Source organism: Paenibacillus mucilaginosus 3016, from assembly GCF_000250655.1.
GTDB lineage: Bacteria > Bacillota > Bacilli > Paenibacillales > NBRC-103111 > Paenibacillus_G > Paenibacillus_G mucilaginosus.
Genome location: NC_016935.1, coordinates 4,827,438 through 4,845,085, shown reverse-complemented (window position 1 = coordinate 4,845,085; position 17,648 = coordinate 4,827,438). Strand labels below are relative to the sequence as shown.

The following is a 17,648-nucleotide window of genomic DNA, read 5'->3' as shown; positions in this document are numbered from 1 at the left end:
TAATGCACGCGAAGAGGGAACCATCACCTTCCCGACAGGCGGCAGTAGAAACTTTTTATAAAAGCGCCTTGAACGAATGCCGGATGACATCCCCGCGGCTGATGATCCCCACAAGTTCCCCGTGCTGCTCGACAGGCAGCTTCTTAATCTGTCTTTGGGCGAGGATGGCCGCGACATTCTCCATAGGCTCCTCCGCCTGCACCGTAATAACCTTCTTGGTGGCGATGTCCATCACCGGCAGATCCAGAATCCGGCTGATCCGCTCGTCAAATCCGAATTCATCCCCCCGGAACACAAAGGTAAAGAATAACGAGCCGACCACCCGGTCTTCGTGTCTGCCGATATACTCCATAATATCCCCGTCACTGATATACCCCACGATCTTCTTCCTGCCGTTCACCACGGGCACGCCGCTGATCCGGTGCTCCAGAAACATCCGGATCACCGAGCGGACGCTGTCGGTTTCGTTCACACAGTAAACATTTCGGATCATAATATCATGTGCTTTCATCATGACGATTCACTCCTCGCCGGGTTTCTTATGGATACGCCTTGAATGCGGCCCTGAATGCTGCCTGTTCGCTCTGGAGCGTCAGGGTTCTTTTTTATTATATGACGGGAAGCCGTTGGCTTCTGTGAGGCAGCGCATTGCGAGCACAAGTCTTTTCTCCCACAATCTCCCACAATTGTGCCAAAGGCTGTCCGCAATCGCCCGGTATTCTATTTACCAAGGGGCAAGGGCATGATAGCCCCAACTCACTTAGGTAAAGGAGTGTTTGGCGAATGGAATGGAAACTTGGGCTGATGAAAATGAGTGCAGCAGCGATGATTTTGGCGGGGACGGCCGGGGGCTTCAGCAGCGTATCTGCAGAGGAAACGGGGGCGGCAGATGAGGTGCAGGCGGCTGCGCAGGGTGCAGTGGATGCAGCGCAGGCCGAAGGGAAGCCGAGGATCGTCCGGTTCCACACGAATGGTGCGGGGTTGCTAAGCCATCCTGCCCACCAGCGCAGCTATTGGAAGCTGCTTGTCCAAACGTATGCACCGGAGTCGGCGGAGGCCTGGGCGGCTGCATTGGAAGAACGGAAGGCGATCGAAGCCACCCTGCCGGAGCCGGAGCCGGGGGCGAACCGCGTTATCAAGGTGAAAGGGAAGCTTCCTGAAGGCGCTGCAGAGTGGAGCGGAGAGCTCCCCGAACCGACACCGGGGATCGAATCCCCCAAAGTCCTGCGCATCCATCCGGACGGCGATACGCCGGGTGAGCCCGCGCCTGCGGACGGCACGACGAAGAACGTGAAGATCTTCAAGTTCCACGCGGAGACGGGAGATGGTACAATCAGCACAAAGCCTTCTCCGGAAGCGGAGCGACTCATCAAGCTGGGTGAAGCGGTGGAGGCGGATGACGCCGAGGCGGTTCGCGCGCTGCTGCCCCAGCTGCTGGATGACTACCGCAAGCAAACCGAGGAGCTCAAGAAGCTGGCGGAGAAGCTGAAAGCACTGGAAGCGGACACGCAGGCTGAAGCGGAATAAGAAAGAAGCCGACAGGAGCAGGCCGTTCAGGCCCTCCTGTTTGCTCGTTTGTACCGGAGGACAGGGGAGCATGGGATACGTAAGGGGGAGGACAGAGCGATGTACCGGATCTATCTGGTGGAAGATGAGGAGCATTTGAGAGGGATCCTGGAGGCTTATCTCAGGCAGGAGGGCTGGCAGGTGCGTTCGTTCGCAGACGGATTCTCGGCACGTGAGGCGATAGCGGAGCGGCCGGACTTGTGGGTCCTTGATATTATGCTGCCGGGAGGCGTAGACGGGTATCAGCTCCTGCGCGAAGTGAAGGCCGACCGGCCGCTGCAGCCGGTGATCTTCATCTCCGCCAGGGATGCGGACATCGACCGGGTGGTGGGACTCGAGATGGGCAGCGATGATTATATCGCGAAGCCCTTTCTGCCGCGCGAGCTGGTGGTGCGCACCCGCAGGCTGCTCGAGCGGGTGTACCGGATTCCTGCGGGAGCCTTGGTGGAAGCCGGCGGCCGGAGGAGCAGGCTGTACCTGCGGCCTTACACGATCGATGAAGCGGCAAGGATGGTAGAGGATGACCAGGGAACGGTCATTGATTTGACCTCGAAGGAGTTCGAGCTGCTGCTTTATTTTGCCAGGCATGCAGGTCAAGTGCTGGAACGCGAGCAGGTGCTGAACGCGGTCTGGGGGAGCGATTATTTCGGGTCGGACCGGGTGGTCGACGATCTCGTGCGCCGGCTGCGCCGCAGGCTCCGGGAGCTCCGGCTGGAGACCGTATACGGTTACGGATACAGGGTGGTGGGCGGATGAGCGTAAAGCATTGGCCGCTGTCCGTCAAGCTGTGGGGCGTTTTCGCCGCGCTGACCCTGTTCATCTTCGGCCTGCTGGCCCTGCTGCTGCCCTGGATGCTCAAGGGCTTCTTCACCGACCAGCTCTATGATCTTCTGGTCGATTCCCAGACGAACGTGCAAATGCTGCAGGGGTCGGTTCCCGCAGCCGGAGGTACTCTGGAGCAGTCTGCGGCACCACAAGTTGCCCCGAAGGCATCCGAAACGGTTCCCCACCCCGGCAGTAAGGCGATCCCATCGCAGAATGGCTCTCCTGCAGCCGAGGCATACCCGGCCCCAGCCCCGGATGCATCCCGCGAGATGAGAATCCGGATCCTGCCCGACACCGGCGGGGTCCAGGATGTCGTGATCGAACCCGGGCAGGCCATCCTGCGCGTGCAGAGGGAGCTGAAGGACGAACTCGAGCCCGGAATGCCGCGGATTCAGCACTTTATGATCAGGGGGGACAGCGCGGAGCTGCCTGCCCGGATTCCCATAGCCGCCCCCTTCGTAGAGGCGATCGAGAAGGATGCCCAGACCCAGGATCGTCCGCTGGAAAAATACACTCTGAACATCAACGACCAGACGCTGTTCTATGTCATCCGCAAAGAGCAGGCTGAGGGGACGGCGAGCTATCTGGTTTCGTATACTACCGGCAGCTACCGCAACGATCTGGTTATGGCGATGTTCGTGAGACTCATGCTGCTCATGGTCGGCTTGATCGTATTCAGCTGGCTGCCCTGCCTCGTGCTGGCCCGGTACCTGACCCGGCCGCTGGTACAGATGGAGCGCCATGTCGGCCGCCTGGCCGAGCGGGACTGGCACGAGCCTCTGGAGACGGCCCGGCGCGATGAGATCGGTCGTCTGGCCCAGGCCATCGAATCGATGCGGCAGCGCCTGGTGCGGCAGGATCAGGCGCAGCAGTTCTTCTTGCATAACATCTCCCATGAGCTGAAGACCCCGGTGATGGTGATCCGCAGCTACGTCCAGTCGATCCAGGACGGCATCTTTCCGAGAGGCTCGCTGCAGGGAAGCCTGAGCGTGATCCTGAAGGAATCCGAACGGCTCGAACGCAAGGTGCTCGATCTGCTTCTGCTCAATAAGCTCAATTACATGTCGTCCCGCGAAAAAGAAACACAAGCATTCCCGCTCGCCCCGGTTGTGGACGACACGGTACAGCGGCTGCGGTTCAAACGGCCGGACATCCGCTGGGAAGTATCGGTACCGGAGTCCGCCGCCATGCGCGGGGACCCCGAGCAGTGGGGTGTGGCGCTTGAGAATCTGCTCGATAACCAGCTGCGCTATGCGGAATCGGTCATACGGCTGAGCGTAGATCCCGGCGATCCGAAGGAGGGCGGCCGGTCCGGCGGCGCGGACGGTACTCCGGTGATTCGCATTGCCAATGACGGCCCCCGGCTGGATGAGGAGACGCTGTCCCGCATGTTCGAGCCCTTCCAGACGGGGGAGGACGGTCAGTTCGGTCTGGGACTGACGATCGTCCGTCAGATCGCGGCGAATCACGGGATGACGGTTCGGGCGGTGAATGAATTGGACAGTGTAGCTTTTTACCTGGAGCCCATAGTTCATGAGAAGGCGGGATAAACCATCCTGGCCTGGCCAAAGTCCGTTAACCCCGCGGCGGGCTTAAGCGCAAAAAAGATTCTTGCTTTTTCCCTCTCCAAAGGCTATTATGGACTCACGAAGTCCACAATGGGGGAAGGCCATGAAATACTCACAAGCCACCGATTACGCACTTCATGCCATGCTTTATCTGGTGGCAGCCGCGCCGGAGAAGCCGGTCGGGGTGCAGTTCCTGGCCGAGAAGCTGGGTGTCTCGCAGACCTATCTGTCCAAAATGATGAGCAAGCTTGTCAAAGCCGGGTTGATCCATTCCGTCCCTGGAGCCCATGGCGGGTACAGACTCAAGCGGAGCCTGGAAGAGATCTCGTTCCTCGATGTGATCCATGCGATTGAAGGCACGGCCTCTTTCTTCGAATGCAGTCTGAATCACGGGAGCGAATGCCTGATCCAGCAGGTGGTGCTTGACGCCGAACGCCAGATGGAGCAGGTGCTGCAGAACACGAAGATCTCCGATATTGCGGCACGGCTGCAGAAGGAAGATGCAGAAGGAAAATAAAGAAGGATGAATCATCCTTCGCTTTTTTTGGGATAAATATGGATTATACTAATCCATAATATCTATAATAAACTTTTCATCATTAAGGGGGAATCACTATGATTTACGATTGTGCCATTATTGGCGGAGGTCCGGCAGGACTGAATGCGGCGCTGGTACTCGGCAGGGCGAGAAGAACCGTGGCCTTGTTCGATAATGACCGGCCCCGTAATAAAGTAACCCATGCTTCGCACGGCTTTCTGACTCAGGACGGTGTGACACCGGCTGAATTCCGCCGAATCGCCTATCAGGAGGTGCTGAGGTATCCGTCGGTAGAGCATTACCCTGTCTCGATTGTGAACGTTCGCAGACTGGAGAACGGGTTCGAATTGACAACCGAGAGCGGGGAACGGTTCCAATCCCGCAAGCTGCTGATCACCTCAGGGCTGAAGGAAGTGTATCCGGCGATTCCGGGACTAAAGGAGCTGTACGGCCGGAGCTTGTTCCACTGCCCTTACTGCGACGGCTGGGAGCTCCGGGATCAGCCGCTGATCGTGCTATCGGAGCATCCGAAAGTCTTCCACCTCGCCAAGCTGGTCCACCAGTGGAGCCGGGATCTCGTGGTCTGCACGAACGGTGCCGCTGTCCTGACAGAAGAGCAGAAGGGAGTGCTGGCTTCGCGGAAGATCATCGTGTCCGAGCAGACCGTGGCGGCTTTCCACGGCAGCGACGGGAAGCTGCGCCAGGTGGAGTTCACCGACGGCACGCGGCTGGATCGGACGGGCGGCTTCATCACGCCGGCATGGCAGCCGCAGACCGATTTTCGGGAGCAGCTCGGCTATGAAGCGACGGAGCTCGGGGGCATCCGGACCGACGAAACGGGCCGAAGCTCGGTACCCGGCCTGTTTGCGGCAGGGGAAGCCTCCACCGGCGCCCCTTCGCAGCTGATCCTGTCCGCGGCGGCCGGCAGCCTGGCGGCGGTCACCATCAACGTGGAGCTGATGGAAGAAGCGTTCGCCTGATGCTTACGGAACCAGCTCGACGGTGAAGGAGACGGCAGGGGCACCCTCGGTTCTGGCAGCCGCCGAACAGGTTTATCCGGCGCAGCGATCTGCTATACTGATAGAAAAGCGGCAGGCCGCCAAAGGAAGAGAGGAGCACTTATGATCTCTATCACTCAAGCCCCTGTAGTCCAAGCCGAAATGCTGATCCGAAAGCCGGCGGCGGAGGTATTCGAAGCCTTCGTGAACCCGGAGATCACGACAAGGTTCTGGTTCACCCGCAGCAGCGGGAGATTGGAAGCGGGCAAGAAGATCCGCTGGGACTGGGAGATGTACGGTGTGGGCGATGACATTCACGTCCTCGCCATCGAGGAGAACCGGCGGATTCGGATCGAGTCGTCCGACGGGACGCAGACCGAGTGGCTGTTCACACCGCGGGGGCAGAACGAAACCTTCGTGGCGATCACCCCCTCCGGGTTTGCCGGCGATGGGGACTCGGTAGTGCAGCAGGCCATCGACTCCATGGGAGGGTATACGATGGTGCTCTGCGGCTTGAAGGCGCTGCTCGAGCATAACGTCGTCCTGAATCTGGTAGCGGACAAATCACCCGACGCGCACGTGACCTGAACTTCATTGAAGACCAAAGAGAGCCTGCGGATCATCATCCGAAGGCTCTCTTCTCTTGTCGCTGCATCTAAGGAATCGTGTGAAAAAAACGGACGCAGCTACTCCTCATCTGTCGTGAAATCCAGCCCGCCGATATGCAGCATCTCCGTGCCCGGATGCTCCGGCAGGAAAAAGAGCTTGCGCACCTTCGTGCCGTCACTGTAGACGAGTTCGATGGTGTTTCCCTGGATGGCGTACGTTCCGGCTGCGGCTTCCCGTTCGGAGGAGACCACAGTGGATGACCCTGACCCGTCACCGCCCGTGTCGGAACCGTCCGTGAACGCGCCGGCCCAGCCGCTGCCCGAGAAGGTGCCGTCCTTGCGGAAGGTGAAGAGGCTCTCCGACGCAACGCCGCCGCCCGAGCCGTTGCCCGCATAGCTGAACGACCGGTACTCGCCTTCCAGCTTCACTCCGTCGGAGACCGGGATCTTCCGGTAGGTCAAATTATTAATTTTCAGTTCCGACTCCGACTTCACTTCGTATGGATATTTATCCCCATTGCCCAGGCGAATCTCTTGATTCGCGATCTCGTAGGTTACGCAGTCCTCCGGTGTGCAGGCCACCGCATCCAAGCCGTTCTCCGGCTCACGGATGTAGACTTTGCCGTCCGGCATAAAGTAGTAGTATCTCCAGCATAAGCCCCCGCAGTATCCGGTGACGTCAACCGTCCAGCCGGCATACAGTCCGCTCGGGGAGCCTGCCGGAGGGGCGGCTTCTCCAGCGCTGTCTGCAGGGACGGAACCCCCGGCCGGATCCTTGGCCGGAGCCTCTGCCGGATCTTCCGCCGGATTCCCCGCGGCGAGATCCCCGCCGATCAAGGAATTCAGCAGGGCCAGCGCGGTTTCGCGATCGATCCCCAGCTCTTCCAGGAACGCGCCGCTGTATACGAAGATCGTCCGTTTCTCCCCCTGCCAGCCCACAACCGCACCGGTAGCTTCGCTGACAAACCGGAGGGGAATCAGCGTGTTCCCGTCCACGATCCGGGGCGCTTTCTCGAGAGTGACTTCTTGTCCATTCACCTGCGCTTTGCCGCTGTCCACCGTCAGCAGGAACGACTGACCGTCTGCCGTCCCCCGGATCGTGCGGTCCTGCGCGTTCCAAACCAGCTCCACACCGAGCGCCTCCACAAGCGGCCGCAGCTGGACAAGGGTGGTTCCGTCCTCAAGCAGGGGATCGACAGAGAACGAAACCGGCTCATCATCCACATAAACGCCGATCGGCTGGGCTTCCCGGGCACTCGCCGATCTGTCATAAGTCAGAATCATTCCCACCAAGATAACCATCCAAGCAAACAGTACCTTCGTGCTTCGCTTCAACCCTTCGCTTGACATCCTGTGATCCTGCTCCCTCCCGGTCATGTAATGGAAATAGGCTGGATTCGCCTTCAATATTTTACCACATCCATCCTTCTGTCCCCATGCGGCGATAGGCCTGTTTGCCCCTTGCGGCAGCCAGCGTCATGATGCCTTTTCCTCCTGAGTACAGCAACCTTACGGCCGGTTTTACGTCTATGGGTCAGAAGCGTAAGAGGGAGGCTGGAAATCATAGTACGAAAATGGCTTCTTGCGGCGCTTGCCACCGCCGTCGCCACAGGATGCGGGGCTGCGTCACAAAGCATATCTGATCAGGTTGTTCAGCCGGTCGATAAGAAGCGGAATCAGCAGCCGCTGCTGGAGATGAAAGAGCGGATTACCGGAGTACAGGCCCAGCTGGAAGAGCGGTTTTCCATCCGGTTCATGGCCCTAGGGGTGGGGGCGAACGAGGTGCTCCTGCAGATCCGCTCCGCCCAGGATATCGAGAAAATCATTACCGCAGAGGAACAGGAGGAGATCCGGGAGGCGGTCTTCGCGGCGGCCGGAAGCGAATTTCCGCTCAACCTTACCGTGTGGAGCTGCTGCCGGGGAGAGCCGGATATCACGGGGATCGTCCGGGATGCGGACGGGGACCGGATTCTTATTGTCGATGAGCAAAAGAAGGTCGGAAGCAGCGATCTTCCGGAGGCCATGTGGGTCAATCTGCAGCCTGACGGCATCCTGAGGATCGGCGGAGCCGCAGCCAAGTCCAAGGGCATGGACAGCTCCCTGGTCGGGAAGGAAGCTCAAGTCTGGACTACGGGATTCATCGCAGACTCGTATCCCCAGCAGGCCTCAGCACTCAAAATCGTGATCGAATAAACGGCCGAACGGAGAGAATCCACATGAAAAAAACAATAGCGCTCCTCCTCTTCGCCGCCTTGTGCGTCTTTCAGTATATACATAATGATACCCCCGACCAGGACCCGTTCCGGATCACCGACTACAGCCGGCTGCATCCCGTGAAGGTGGAACGGGTTGTGCAGGGCAGGGAAGAGGAGCAGCTGACCGCTCTGCTGCGCGAGGCACGGCAAAAGGGGCTTACGGTGTCCCTTGCGGGGCAGCGGCACAGCCAGGGCGGCCACACCTACTACGAAGACGGCATCGTCATCGATATGACTTCCTTCAACAAGGTCCTAGCCGTCGATCCGCAGGCCCGGACGATCCGCGTGCAGGCCGGGGCGACCTGGAAGGAGGTGCAGGATGCCGTCAACCCTTACGGACTGGCGGTCAAAAGCATGCAGTCGCAGAATATTTTTACCGTCGGCGGGTCGATCAGCATCAACGCGCACGGGCGGGATATCCGGCATGGCTCTCTGATTGGAAGCGTGGAGTCGTTCCGCCTGCTGACGGCAGACGGGCAGGTGCGCCATGTCAGCCGGACGGAGAACGCCGAGCTGTTCCCGCTGGCCCTGGGAGGCTACGGGCTCTTCGGCATCATCCTGGATGTGACGCTGACTCTGACGGAGGACGAAGTGTACCGGATCGCCGCGGAGTTCACCGACACCGCTTCGTATACGGATTATTTCCGCCGCCGCGTGCTCGGGGATCCGGATGTCCGCATGCACATCGCCCGGATCTCCGTCGCCCCGGACGGGTATCTCAGCGATATGTACGCGATCCATTACCTCAGCGAGAGCAGCGCCGATCTGTCCCGGTACAGCACGCTGCTGAAGCGGGAGTCCGGCGTGGTGCCGTCGAAGCTTCTGTTTCACTTGAACCGTTCTTCCCCCTGGGGCAAGAATGTGTTCTGGTCTCTGCAGAAGAACTATTTTGCCGCACACCAAAATGGCACCCGGATCAGCCGCAACAATGCGATGCGCTCCGAGTCCGGGTTCATGGAATACCGCACGGCGGGGAGGAACGACCTGCTGCAGGAATATTTTATCCCGCTGGATGAGTTCTCCGGATTCGTGGAGGAGCTGAAGAAGATTCTTCCCGAGGAAGAGCTCAATCTCTTGAACATTACGGTCCGCTACGTGGCGCAGGATCAGGAAGCGAAGCTGTCCTATGCGAGAGAGGACATGTTCGCGCTCGTCTGCCTGTTCAACGTCTCGCTGTCGGATGCGGAGCAGCAGGACTTCCGCCAGGGGATTCAGCGCATTCTCGATGCGGTCCTGCGGCACCGGGGAACGTATTATCTTCCCTATGCCGCCTATCCGACGCAGGAGCAGTTCCGGAAGGCGTACCCGGAGAGCGGGGACTTCTTCGCCATGAAAGACCGCTATGATCCGCAGCACCTATTCATGAACGGATTCTATGACCAATACAGAGGGGACTAAGCCTATGTCGATCCAGTGGCTCATCCGGACCCAGAGCGTCGTGACGCTGGCCGGAGGCATGATCTATCCGTATTATCTGCTCTTCCTCAAGAACCTCGGCAACAGCTACTCGAAGTACGGGCTGGCCTTCGCCGTATTCACCGTGAGCGGAGCCCTGGCCTCCCAGTGGCTCGGTCCCCGGCTTGACCGGCTTGGAGCAAGTTTGCTCGTCTGGAGCCCGCTCGGGATGACCGCCGCGATGCTGCTCTTCCCCTGGGTGGCTTCCTACGGCTGGGTGCTCGCGCTTCAGCTCGTGATGGGCGCCTGCAGCGCCATGCAGCGGATGGGGGAGCGGCTTCTGCTGGCCGACGGGACGCAGCCGGGGACCCGCGGCCCGGACATGGCGAATTACCAATTCTGGACCTCGCTGGCCTCGGGCGCTGCGGTCATTCTCGGCGGATATGTCATCGACTGGCTGACGATCGATGTGCTGTTCTATTTCAGCGCCATTCTGTACGCAGCCAGCGCCTGGGCCGTGCGGCGGTACAACAAGACCGCGAAGCGGCGGGGTACGCCATCCGCATGATTTGCGCATAAGCAGGGCTCCGGCCCCCAGATGATGGGGCGGGGCCTCTTTTGCACGGGCTGGTTGCCTCCTGCACATGAAGTTGCTTGAGAGCTACACGGAGGGACAGCGTACAACCGTGTTATGGTTAGGCCATCCGGTTGTCCGGGAGATATAGCCTGAAGCGGAAGGAGCGTGAATAATGGGAAGCAGGAGCAGGAAGGAGGGACAGGAAGGAGGACCAGAACGACAGGCAGCAGGGCAGGGAACATACCTACGAAGGAGGACGACACGATGAATCGAAAGATCTGGTTGGGGATCACAGCCGCATCCCTGGTGGCGGCAGGCCTAACGGGCGGCGGCTTCTCCGGAGGCTCAGGGCAGGCTGAGGCAGCGGCAGCGGCTACCGCTAAGGTGCCGGCTTTCCCGGGTGCGGAAGGCGGAGGCATGTACGCAAGCGGCGGCCGCGGCGGCGAGGTATATGAAGTCACTACACTCGAAGACTACGAGGCAGGGGAAACACCGATTCCCGGCTCCCTGAGGGATGCGGTTTCCCAGGGGAACCGGACGGTGGTTTTCCGGCTGTCGGGTACGATTCATCTGAAGCAGCCGCTGAAGATCAATCAGAAGAACCTGACGATCGCTGGGCAGACGGCTCCGGGGGACGGCATCGCGGTAGCCGGCTATGGCACGGACATCTCGGGTTCGGAGAACCTGATCGTACGCTACCTCCGGTTCAGACCGGGCAGCGAGCATAAGGATGCGGAGCCGGACGCCTTCGGCGGGCGGGATGTCAAGAATGCGATCATTGATCACATCTCGGCGAGCTGGTCGGTAGATGAGACCCTGTCGATGTACCGCAACGCCGAAACGACCGTGCAGTGGAGCATCATCAGCGAGAGCCTGCTGATCTCGGGCCATGTCAAGGGGCGGCACGGGTACGGGGGCATCTGGGGCGGAGGCAATGCCACCTTCTCGAACAACCTGATCGCGAGCCACGTCAGCCGGGCACCGGCACTGGGCAACGGAGGGAACAAGGTGTATCCGGTCGGAAGCACGGATCTCGTGAATAATGTCATCTACAACTGGGGCTTCAACTCCACTTATGGCGGCAACGACCAGAAGACCAACGTCATCGGCAACTATTACAAACCGGGACCTTCCACGTACGAGAACGTCAAGGAGCGTCTGGTGAGTCCCGGACAGGACGGGAAGCTGAGCTGGTTTCATATCGCCGGCAACACCATGCACGGCAATACGGCGGTCACGGCGGACAACACGCTCGGAATTCAGGAAGTCAAAAGCGGAACCGAATTCTCAGACGCACCTTACGAGGTAGCCGGGCATGACACGCTGAACATTCGGCCTGCCGGACAAGCCTATCAGGAAGTGCTGGCCAAGGCCGGGGCGACGTATCCTCGCAGGGACGCGGCCGATGCCCGGATCGTCCGTGATGTGAAGCAGGGGACCGGCCGGCTCATCAATAACGAATGGGAAGCAGGCGGCTTTCCGCAGCTGAAGTCACTTCCTGCGCCGGCGGATACGGACCATGACGGGATGCCGGATGCCTGGGAAGCGAAGCAGGGGCTGAATGCGGCAGACACGCAGGACGGCAGATTCATTACCGCTTCCGGTTATTCGAACCTCGAGCTGTATTTGAATTCGCTGGTCGACATGAACCATGCGCCGTCCAATCCGGAGGTCGAGCTGCGCTCTCCTGAGCTGAACAGCGTTCACAAGGCCGGCAGCCCGATCCGCCTGAACGTGAAGCTGCAGGACAAGCACCGGATCGCCAAGGTCGAATATTACCGCAATGATGTGCTGATCGGCGTGTCGAGCGGCGGCTCCTTTGATTACACGTGGAGGGATGCGCCGGAAGGGACATGGTTCGTATCCGCCAAAGCGGTTGACAAGGAGGGCAACGAGACCCAGACGACGTCGATGCCGATTCATGTCAACGTCATGAAGCAGACGGGCGCATGGACCTCCAAGGATATCGGCAGCGTGGGGATTGAGGGCAATGCGGCGGTCACCGCAGACGGAATCACGGTCAAAGGCGCAGGGCGGATATTCGGGACGGCGGATGCGTTCCAGTTCGCCTACCGCGAAGTAACCGGGGATGCCTCCCTGACCGCCCGGATCGACTCGTTGACCATGGTCGACAACAACGCCCTCTCCGGCCTGATGATCCGCCAAAGCCTCGAGCCCGATTCGCCGACCGCGCTGATCAGCGCTTCCGTGGTCAAGGCGGATGAAGGCTCGCCTTACGGCGTCTTCTTCTCATCACGCTTGAAGCAGGGTGAAACGATCGCCGCTCCGGGCGAGACCGACTTCCCGGAGGATGCCGGTCTGCCGGCCTTGAAGGGGACGACGATCCCTTACTGGCTCAAGATCGAGCGCAAAGGGGAGGTCCTCACCGGTTATGCCTCGGCGGACGGAGTCCAGTGGACTGAGGTAGGTTCGGCCGACATTCCGATGAGCGAGAAGCTGTATATCGGCTTTGCGGTGGATGCCGCCAAAAACTCGAGTGACATCGTCAATTACAATACGGCCCGCTTCTCGGGCATTACCTTGGAAGGGAACACCGAAACCAAGCGCAGCGGCGAGTAGAGCAGTAAGCTCGGCGCTTCGAATACATGTGAAGGCCCAGTTCTGCGAACAGGCGCAGAGCTGGGCTTTTGTCGTACGATGGGGGAAGGAAGGTCCTGCTGTTGCAAGGGGAAGAGTTCGTTGGCGAATCTCAAACGGGTTCAACGCTGGCGGCATGCCAAGCAATGTAGTATGGTTACTAGTAGGGAAGATTCTTCCTGTGACCGGCAGCGCACGATGGCTGTCCGCCGCGCCGCAAGCCGGATCAGGCGTCACCCCATGCCGCAGGGGGTATAATAAGTGCAAAGAAACAAACACTACCAGGGATTGCCTGCTGAGGGAATCCGAAGCAGTATACTATAACCTATCCATACCCAGGATAAAAAGGAGAACCAATGACTGAGAATCATGCCATTATAGAATCCGGATGGAACTTCGATAACAGCTATGCCCGGCTGCCGGAGGCTTTCTTCTCCGAACAGGGGCCTTCGGCGGTCCGCTCCCCGGAGCTCGTTATGCTGAACCGCTCTCTAGCCGTCTCCCTGGGCTTGAATCCGGAAGCCCTGCAGAGCGCCGAAGGAGCCGAGATCTTCGCCGGCAGCCGCGTACCCGATGGGGCCAGGCCGCTGGCCCAGGCTTACTGCGGGCACCAGTTCGGGCACTTCACGATGCTCGGCGACGGCCGTGCGCTGCTGCTCGGCGAACAGATTACGCCGGGCGGCAAGCGGGTCGATATTCAGCTGAAGGGCTCCGGCCGCACGCCGTACTCCCGCGGCGGCGACGGTCGGGCTGCGCTGGGCCCGATGCTGCGCGAATACATCATCAGTGAGGCGATGCATGCCCTTGGGATTCCGACGACCCGCAGCCTGGCCGTTGCTTCCACCGGACAGCCGGTGACGCGGGAGAGGGACCTGCCGGGTGCGGTGCTGACCCGTGTTGCGGCCAGCCACATCCGGGTAGGCACCTTCCAGTATGCAGCCGCGCGGGGCAATACGGAGGATCTCCGTGCCCTGGCGGATTATACGCTGGAGCGGCATTATCCGGAGATTCCGAAGGATGACGACCGCTATCTCTCGCTGCTGAAGGGCGTCGTTCAGCGCCAGGCGGCGCTGATCGCGAAGTGGATGCTGGCCGGCTTCATCCACGGCGTCATGAACACCGACAACATGACGATCAGCGGAGAGACCATTGACTACGGTCCATGTGCCTTCATGGACACCTACGACCCGGCGACGGTATTCAGTTCCATCGACTCGCAGGGCCGCTACGCCTACCGCAACCAGCCGCGGATCGGGGGCTGGAACCTGGCCCGCTTCGCCGAAACGCTGCTGCCGCTTCTTCACGAGGATGACGAGCAGGCGGTCAAGCTGGCGGAGGAGGCGATCTCGCAGTTCAACGGCTTGTACCAGAGCCATTGGCTGGCGGGGATGCGGGCCAAGCTGGGCCTCTTCGGCGAAGAACCGGAGGACGAAGCTTTGGTCGACGGCCTGCTCCGGCTGATGCACGAGCACCGGGCGGACTACACCAATACGTTCCGCGCGCTGACGCTGGGGCAGCAGGGAGCGGAGACTTTGTTCGGCACCGAAGAGTTTGCCCGTTGGCAGGAGCAGTGGAAGGCAAGGCTCGGCCGGCAGCAGGAGACCGAAGCCGCCTCGCGCGAGCTGATGCGCAGCAGCAATCCCGCGGTCATTCCCCGCAACCACCGGGTCGAAGAAGCGCTGGAAGCCGCGGAGAACGACGGGGATTTCAGCGTGATGCATCGGCTGCTCGAAGCGGTCACGAAGCCTTATGCCTACACGCCGGAACAGGAAGGGTACTGCTCGCTTCCGGCGGATTCCACCCGGCCATACCGCACCTACTGCGGGACTTGATCCCGAAGCGCACAGACGCAAACCAGGGTCTCCTACGAGGCCCTGGTTTGCGTCCGAGTGAGGTCAAGTAAAAATTGGGCAGCCGTTTCTCATAACAGAAACGGCTGCTTTTTTGGTGATCGGTACCGTTGATGATTCATCCGAAAAACACTCATTTTTATATGAGGAATGTCGGATTTCTCCGGTTACCTTTACCCAGACAGGATGATACGCTTGATTTGCCGGCGATCGTATTGTTTTCGAAAACAAATAAACAAAGAATGGCGGTGTTTAATCCTTTTAAGAAAGCGGATTCAATGAGGGGAAGGCTTCTATTACAAAGCAATAAGGAGGAATAAATACGGTGATTCCATGGTCGAGGAAGGCTTCGGGTATGATTCGTTTGGCGTTGATTGCTTCGCTGCTAGGATCGGTGGGTTCCCATTCAGCCATTCATGCAGCGAATGTTGATGAAGGGAAAAGAGTCGTGAAAGCCGCTCCGGCCAGCCCGTCCGCGGAGGGCATCAAGCTTGAGGCCGAAAACGGCATACTGAAAGACAGCGTATCGATCGGCACAGAAGGAACCGGTTACTCCGGCAGTGGGTATGCATCGTTCCAGAGCGACGGATCGGTTACGCTTACTTACAACGCAGCGGCTCCAGAACTGTACGATATATCAATCGGCTATAGCGCCCCTTTCGGAGACAAGAAGACGCACTTGGTCGTCAATGGAGCAACATCCGAAGTATCGTTAGCCGCAGCGAGTAATTTCGTTGAGGTGTCGGGCGGCAAAGTGATGCTCCAGGCAGGAACCAACACGATTGTGATTGAACCGTACTGGGGATATTATTACATCGACTACATTAAGTTAACTGCTGCAGCTGCGCCTGACGATCATGACGTCAAGAGTTCGCTTACTAACCCGAATGCAACGAAGGAAACGAGAGCATTGATGAATTATCTGGTTAGCCAGTATGGCAATAAAATCATTTCCGGTCAGCAGGAGCTCTCAAGCATCGAATGGATTAACCAGCAAACCGGTAAGTTACCCGCTATTTTCTCAACCGATCTGATGGATTATTCCCCTTCGCGTGTGGAGTATGGCGCCTCTTCGAATGAAGTCGAAAAGATGATCAGCTGGTACAAGGACCGCGGAGGCATCGTGGCGCTTTGCTGGCACTGGAACGCACCCACGGGACTCTATAACGAGCCGGGTAAAGAATGGTGGAGAGGTTTCTACACCGAGTTCACAACCTTCGATGTGCAGTACGCTCTGGAGAATCCGGATTCGGAGGACTATCAACTTCTGATCCGCGATATCGACGCGATCGCATTTCAGTTAAAGCGCTTACAGGATGCGGGTGTGCCGGTTCTGTGGAGACCGCTTCACGAAGCGGAAGGAGGCTGGTTTTGGTGGGGCGCCAAAGGTTCCGAACCAACGAAACAACTGTGGCGTCTCATGTACGACCGCCTGACGAACGATCACGGCTTGAACAATCTCATTTGGGTATGGAATTCCGAGAAGGCGGATTGGTATCCAGGCGATGATGTCGTGGATATGGCCAGCATCGATATTTACAATCCTGCGGGAGATTATAATTCAATCAGTGCCAAGTATGAGAGCATGCTCTCTTTGGTAAACGACAAAAAACTCGTCGCGCTCGCGGAGAACGGTCCGATTCCGGATCCGGATCTGCTGCAAGCTTACGGAGCAGATTGGAGCTTCTTCAATACATGGACGGGCAGCATCATCAATGATGGCATTGTGAATACGGCTGCACATCTGAATAAGGTTTATAACCACGATTACGTCATTACACTTGACGAATTGCCATCGGATTTGTACACAAACTGCGATGCAGAAGACTCCGCTTCCGGCGGGGGCACGAAATAATAAGGACACTCCGACTGCAGACAAACTCCTTTGTTCTGAATAGGAACCTGGGAGTTTGTCTTTTCGGATCAAACCGGCTGTCGGTATAAACTAGCCTAATGCCATATGGAAGCCTGCGCGCGTTTACTCCATCAGTAGGCCTGTGCGGTACTGCTTGGGAGGAACCCCCATTGCTTTCCTGAACATTTTGGAGAACAGAAGAGGATCCTCATAGCCTACCGAGCGCGATATGTCGCCAATGGAAAGCTCCCTCTGCTTCATAAGCTCACACGCTTTTTGAATCCGGTATTGAACCAGATAAGACTGAATGCTGCAATGGACGTGATCCTTAAACAAGGAACACAGGTAACTGCGGTTTAATCCTACAAAATCGGCTATATCGCTAACAGAGAACCGGTTCGAATAATTCATTTCAATAAAATCAAGCACCTGGTTCACATAGAACTGCTTCCGGTCGTTCGTGACGAGCTCCGTGTAGTCCGTGGTGGCGCTGCATTGAACGAGAAGGGACAGCATGAGATAGAGCAGCCCGGTTAATTTGAGATCGCGCCCCCGGGGCGTTTGCTTCGATTCCATGATGGCCGAGAAATAGGTATCCCACTCTTCGTTCATATCAAAGTTGAAGATGGGAGCATCGGTGTGCAGGCCCGCCTGCTTCAAAAAAATTTCGGCCTGCAGACCCGAAAAACCGATCCAGCAGTATTTCCAGGGATGGAAAGAGTCTGCCTGATAATAGGTAACGGTGTGGGGGCAGATCAGAAAGCCCTGACCCTGCGAGAGCCGGTGGGTTTGACGGCCAGTCACGAACATCCCGCTGCCGCTCAAAACGAAGTGAATCAGATAGTGGTCCCTCACCGCAGGACCGAAATAGTGACCGGGAATGCACTGCTCCATGCCATACTGATTCAGGTGCAGATCCCGGTGATGCGTATGTTTAGGCAGGTATTCGATCATGGAACTCCTCGGATCGTAGAATTTGGTTATCTAGCATTATACCATATTTATAAAGTATGCT

The 17,648-nt window shown here is 58.5% G+C and carries 15 protein-coding genes; 12 read left to right on the top strand and 3 right to left on the bottom strand.

Annotated features, from left to right (window positions below):
- Positions 1–55: 55 nt before the first annotated feature.
- Positions 56–514, bottom strand: a complete 459-nt coding sequence (locus PM3016_RS20230; protein WP_014370734.1) for a CBS domain-containing protein — start codon at positions 512–514, stop codon at positions 56–58.
- Positions 515–783: 269 nt separating this feature from the next.
- Here PM3016_RS20230 and PM3016_RS20225 point away from each other — a divergent pair, with 269 nt between their 5' ends.
- The 6 genes from PM3016_RS20225 to PM3016_RS20200 all read left to right on the top strand — a co-directional run bounded on the left by PM3016_RS20225 (position 784) and on the right by PM3016_RS20200 (position 6,083).
- Positions 784–1,527, top strand: a complete 744-nt coding sequence (locus tag PM3016_RS20225; protein WP_014370733.1) for a hypothetical protein — start codon at positions 784–786, stop codon at positions 1,525–1,527.
- A gap of 99 nt (positions 1,528–1,626) precedes the next feature.
- A complete protein-coding gene (locus tag PM3016_RS20220; RefSeq protein WP_013918377.1) occupies positions 1,627–2,322 on the top strand; it encodes a response regulator transcription factor in 696 nt (231 codons plus the stop codon).
- On the top strand, positions 2,319–3,941 hold the full coding sequence (locus PM3016_RS20215; protein ID WP_014370732.1) for a HAMP domain-containing sensor histidine kinase: 1,623 nt from the start codon (positions 2,319–2,321) through the stop codon (positions 3,939–3,941). Before PM3016_RS20220 ends, PM3016_RS20215 begins: the two co-directional genes overlap by 4 nt.
- 121 nt (positions 3,942–4,062) lie before the next feature.
- Positions 4,063–4,476, top strand: a complete 414-nt coding sequence (locus PM3016_RS20210) for an RrF2 family transcriptional regulator (protein WP_014370731.1) — start codon at positions 4,063–4,065, stop codon at positions 4,474–4,476.
- 98 nt (positions 4,477–4,574) lie between these two features.
- Positions 4,575–5,477, top strand: coding sequence for an NAD(P)/FAD-dependent oxidoreductase (locus PM3016_RS20205; RefSeq protein WP_013918374.1), 903 nt, complete (start codon positions 4,575–4,577; stop codon positions 5,475–5,477).
- Between the two features lie 141 nt (positions 5,478–5,618).
- A complete protein-coding gene (locus PM3016_RS20200; RefSeq protein WP_013918372.1) occupies positions 5,619–6,083 on the top strand; it encodes an SRPBCC family protein in 465 nt (154 codons plus the stop codon).
- Between the two features lie 98 nt (positions 6,084–6,181).
- On the opposite strand, the gene PM3016_RS20195 is transcribed toward PM3016_RS20200, so the two are convergent.
- The gene (locus PM3016_RS20195) at positions 6,182–7,453 is read right to left on the bottom strand and encodes a copper amine oxidase N-terminal domain-containing protein (protein WP_014370730.1); all 1,272 of its coding nucleotides are present in this window, start codon (positions 7,451–7,453) and stop codon (positions 6,182–6,184) included.
- 345 nt (positions 7,454–7,798) lie between these two features.
- Here PM3016_RS20195 and PM3016_RS20190 point away from each other — a divergent pair, with 345 nt between their 5' ends.
- From PM3016_RS20190 to PM3016_RS20165, 6 genes are all read left to right on the top strand, one after another.
- Entirely contained in the window at positions 7,799–8,296 is a 498-nt protein-coding gene (locus PM3016_RS20190; RefSeq protein WP_014370729.1) for a hypothetical protein, read from the top strand.
- A 23-nt stretch (positions 8,297–8,319) separates the two neighbouring features.
- The gene (locus PM3016_RS20185) at positions 8,320–9,756 is read left to right on the top strand and encodes an FAD-binding oxidoreductase (protein ID WP_014370728.1); all 1,437 of its coding nucleotides are present in this window, start codon (positions 8,320–8,322) and stop codon (positions 9,754–9,756) included.
- A gap of 4 nt (positions 9,757–9,760) precedes the next feature.
- On the top strand, positions 9,761–10,321 hold the full coding sequence (locus PM3016_RS20180; RefSeq protein ID WP_014370727.1) for an MFS transporter: 561 nt from the start codon (positions 9,761–9,763) through the stop codon (positions 10,319–10,321).
- Between the two features lie 273 nt (positions 10,322–10,594).
- Positions 10,595–12,910: an Ig-like domain-containing protein gene (locus PM3016_RS20175; RefSeq protein ID WP_014370726.1), complete on the top strand. Its 2,316-nt coding sequence runs from the start codon at positions 10,595–10,597 to the stop codon at positions 12,908–12,910.
- 374 nt (positions 12,911–13,284) lie between these two features.
- Positions 13,285–14,760 (top strand): protein adenylyltransferase SelO, encoded by a 1,476-nt coding sequence (locus tag PM3016_RS20170; RefSeq protein WP_013918366.1) that lies wholly within the window; start codon positions 13,285–13,287, stop codon positions 14,758–14,760.
- Between the two features lie 343 nt (positions 14,761–15,103).
- Positions 15,104–16,633, top strand: a complete 1,530-nt coding sequence (locus PM3016_RS20165; protein WP_014370725.1) for a glycosyl hydrolase — start codon at positions 15,104–15,106, stop codon at positions 16,631–16,633.
- A 123-nt stretch (positions 16,634–16,756) separates the two neighbouring features.
- On the opposite strand, the gene PM3016_RS20160 is transcribed toward PM3016_RS20165, so the two are convergent.
- A complete protein-coding gene (locus PM3016_RS20160; RefSeq protein ID WP_014370724.1) occupies positions 16,757–17,587 on the bottom strand; it encodes an AraC family transcriptional regulator in 831 nt (276 codons plus the stop codon).
- Positions 17,588–17,648 lie beyond the last annotated feature (61 nt).

What these genes read in the sequence shown, in the direction of transcription:
- PM3016_RS20230 (WP_014370734.1), bottom strand. Translation starts at nt 514, where the DNA reads ATGATGAAAGCACATGATATTATGATCCGAAATGTTTACTGTGTGAAC.
- PM3016_RS20170 (WP_013918366.1), top strand. Translation starts at nt 13,285, where the DNA reads ATGACTGAGAATCATGCCATTATAGAATCCGGATGGAACTTCGATAAC.
- PM3016_RS20215 (WP_014370732.1), top strand. Translation starts at nt 2,319, where the DNA reads ATGAGCGTAAAGCATTGGCCGCTGTCCGTCAAGCTGTGGGGCGTTTTC.
- PM3016_RS20200 (WP_013918372.1), top strand. Translation starts at nt 5,619, where the DNA reads ATGATCTCTATCACTCAAGCCCCTGTAGTCCAAGCCGAAATGCTGATC.
- PM3016_RS20175 (WP_014370726.1), top strand. Translation starts at nt 10,595, where the DNA reads ATGAATCGAAAGATCTGGTTGGGGATCACAGCCGCATCCCTGGTGGCG.
- PM3016_RS20225 (WP_014370733.1), top strand. Translation starts at nt 784, where the DNA reads ATGGAATGGAAACTTGGGCTGATGAAAATGAGTGCAGCAGCGATGATT.
- PM3016_RS20190 (WP_014370729.1), top strand. Translation starts at nt 7,799, where the DNA reads ATGAAAGAGCGGATTACCGGAGTACAGGCCCAGCTGGAAGAGCGGTTT.
- PM3016_RS20220 (WP_013918377.1), top strand. Translation starts at nt 1,627, where the DNA reads ATGTACCGGATCTATCTGGTGGAAGATGAGGAGCATTTGAGAGGGATC.
- PM3016_RS20180 (WP_014370727.1), top strand. Translation starts at nt 9,761, where the DNA reads ATGTCGATCCAGTGGCTCATCCGGACCCAGAGCGTCGTGACGCTGGCC.
- PM3016_RS20210 (WP_014370731.1), top strand. Translation starts at nt 4,063, where the DNA reads ATGAAATACTCACAAGCCACCGATTACGCACTTCATGCCATGCTTTAT.
- PM3016_RS20185 (WP_014370728.1), top strand. Translation starts at nt 8,320, where the DNA reads ATGAAAAAAACAATAGCGCTCCTCCTCTTCGCCGCCTTGTGCGTCTTT.
- PM3016_RS20160 (WP_014370724.1), bottom strand. Translation starts at nt 17,587, where the DNA reads ATGATCGAATACCTGCCTAAACATACGCATCACCGGGATCTGCACCTG.
- PM3016_RS20195 (WP_014370730.1), bottom strand. Translation starts at nt 7,453, where the DNA reads ATGTCAAGCGAAGGGTTGAAGCGAAGCACGAAGGTACTGTTTGCTTGG.
- PM3016_RS20205 (WP_013918374.1), top strand. Translation starts at nt 4,575, where the DNA reads ATGATTTACGATTGTGCCATTATTGGCGGAGGTCCGGCAGGACTGAAT.